Annotated in this window: 4 protein-coding genes; all 4 read left to right on the top strand. The window is 58.7% G+C overall.

Annotated features, from left to right (window positions below):
• On the top strand, positions 1 to 499 hold a 499-nt coding region (locus LD28_RS0112335; RefSeq protein WP_033137263.1), incomplete at its 5' end, for an RES family NAD+ phosphorylase.
• A gap of 274 nt (positions 500 to 773) precedes the next feature.
• Positions 774 to 1,391, top strand: a complete 618-nt coding sequence (locus LD28_RS0112340; RefSeq protein ID WP_033137264.1) for a glutathione S-transferase family protein — start codon at positions 774 to 776, stop codon at positions 1,389 to 1,391.
• 233 nt (positions 1,392 to 1,624) lie between these two features.
• Complete coding sequence (gene rbsD, locus LD28_RS0112345; RefSeq protein ID WP_033137265.1) at positions 1,625 to 2,044, top strand: D-ribose pyranase; 420 nt, start codon at positions 1,625 to 1,627, stop codon at positions 2,042 to 2,044.
• Positions 2,045 to 2,065: 21 nt separating this feature from the next.
• Positions 2,066 to 2,459, top strand: a 394-nt coding sequence (locus LD28_RS0112350) for an ATP-binding cassette domain-containing protein (RefSeq protein WP_033137266.1), incomplete at its 3' end; no start/stop codon positions are given.

Raw genomic sequence — 2,459 nt, forward strand, 5'->3', positions numbered from 1 at the left:
GGATTGGTTGGTGGGGCTAAATGGCAGCAGCTATGTGATGGCTGCCTTCACCCATATCAACCCGGAAGGAGCCCGATTCACCACTGGCGATTTCGGCGGTTACTACTGTGCCCCCCTGCTCGATACTGCCATCAAAGAGACGGTCTATCATCAGGAGCGGGTATTCGGCTACACCAACGAACCCACTCAGAAAGTGCAGATGCGGGTCATCTATACCGAGTTCAACGCCAAGCTGGTCGATATTACCCGCACGGAATTTCTCTCCACCCCGCTTTATCACGCGACCAACTATGGTCAATCCCAAGCTTTCGCCCAAGAGCAGAAAACCCGGGGGATGGACGGTATCCACTACCGCTCTGTGCGCCACAGCGGTCATAACTGCCATGTGCTCTATCGCCCCCGTCTGGTCACCAAGATCCACCAAGCCCAGCATCTGGAATACCACTGGAATGGCAGTGCCATCACAAATGTGTTGGAAATTAAGCTATATGGGGAATAAGACTCTGTCTTATTGATAATAATTGCGGTGCACCCCTTCGATCCCATCCAACTCAGCACCAGTGGGCTCGTGCTCTTGGCCGAGGGCTTAGGGGGTGGGCGAATAACAAGGTGGCCAAGCCGATTAATTCTGCACTTTTTCATCACCCCTCAGGGGTGTAGATTGGTTGGGGGGGCAAGCGTTGCCCCCTCTCTTTTTTCATGACTGCCCGTGGTGCTCCGCGAAGCAATCTTTCGCCGATATCGCGGGTGGCCTGAGCCAATCAGGAGTATTCATGTCCGATCTGACCCTCTTTTTCGCTCCCGGCACCTGTGCCATGGCCGTGCAGATTGCCCTGCTGGAAGCGAATGCCCCTTTCCAACCCCGTCTCGTCAACCTCGCCGCAGGGGAGCAGCGTGACCCCGCATATCTTGCCATCAACCCCAAAGGGCGGGTGCCTGCCCTGATCACCGAGCAGGGCACCCTTACCGAGACCCCGGCCCTGCTGCTCTATGTGGCGCAGCGCTTCCCCGATGCCAAACTGGCGCCGCTGGACAACCCGTTCCTGCTGGCCCGTATGCAGGAGGTCAACAGTTTCCTCGCCTCCACCGTGCATGTCTCCCACGCCCACGGTCGCCGTGGCAGCCGTTGGGCCGATGACGAGCAGGCCATTGCCGCCATGCAGCAGAAAGTCGCCAGCAATATGCGCGATGGCTTTGATCAGATTGAGCAGCACTATCTGGCCGGCCCCTGGGTGCTCGGCGAGCAGTTCAGCGTGGCGGATATCTATCTGTTCGTGGTCGCTGGCTGGCTGAAAAGCGATGGGGTCGAGATCAGTGAATTCCCCAAAGTGGCTGATCATTATCGCCGCATGCTGAGCCGTCCGGCGGTCGCCAAAGCTCTGGCCAACTAACCATAAAATCAATAGCTCGATGAATAACAAGGGTGTCAGGGCTCTGCTGACACCCTTCCTGCCTCCTCCCCTGCACTTCTTCTCCCGCCTTTGAGATCGTTTTCACATTTCCGTGGTTTTGCCGTGGCCCTTCCTTTGTAAAAAGCCTATCTTTTCGCCATGACGCAACCGGTTGCGTAACCGGTTGCCTGGCGGTTCACAGATTGACGGGCCAAGGCCTGATGAGGTGCTGTATGAAACGAGGCGTACTGCTCAATGCTCCCCTGAGTGCTCTGGTAGCACAGATGGGCCACACCGACGAGATCACCGTCTGCGATGCAGGCTTGCCCATTCCGGCTGGTCCTGAGCGGATCGATCTGGCGCTGATGGCGGGCACTCCCAGCCTCGGCACAGTGCTGACCGCCCTGCTCACCGATCTGGTGGTGGAGAAGGTGATCATGGCGAGCGAGATCAAGCAGATCAGCCCCGCTGCCCATCAGGCGCTGATCGATCAGCTTGAGGCCCACGCAGCCGCCCAGGGCAAGCCCATCACTATCGAATACTGCCTGCACGAGGAGTTCAAAACCCGCTCCCGCCAGAGCAAGGCTATCGTACGCAGCGGCGAGGTAACTCCCTACGCCAACCTGATCCTCTGCGCCGGTGTGGCGTTTTAAGCCTCTTCAAGGAAGCTGCAAATGAGCACAACCTCCCCCCTCTCACCCATTCTGGAGCTGACCGGGATCGTCAAGACCTTCCCCGGTGTCCGCGCCCTCGACGAAGCGGGTCTGCGGGTCTATCCGGGCCAGGTGATGGCCCTGCTCGGTGAAAATGGCGCCGGCAAATCCACCCTGATGAAGGTGCTGACCGGTATCTATCAGGCCGATGCGGGCAGCGTCAGCTATCGCGGTCAGCCAGTCCACTTCAAGGGCCCCCGCGACTCTCAAGATCAAGGGATCAGCATCATCCACCAGGAGCTGAACCTGCTGCCGGAGCTCTCCATCGCTGCCAACATCTTTCTGGGCCGCGAACCCCGTACCCGTTTTGGCAGCATCGACCACAAACAGCTGCGCGAGCGGGCCAGTGCTCTGC

Source organism: Aeromonas finlandensis, assembly GCF_000764645.1.
Lineage (GTDB): Bacteria > Pseudomonadota > Gammaproteobacteria > Enterobacterales > Aeromonadaceae > Aeromonas > Aeromonas finlandensis.

Bases quoted from the DNA above. Each gene is read 5' to 3' on its own strand.
- LD28_RS0112340 (WP_033137264.1), top strand. From the start codon at position 774: ATGTCCGATCTGACCCTCTTTTTCGCTCCCGGCACCTGTGCCATGGCC.
- rbsD (WP_033137265.1), top strand. From the start codon at position 1,625: ATGAAACGAGGCGTACTGCTCAATGCTCCCCTGAGTGCTCTGGTAGCA.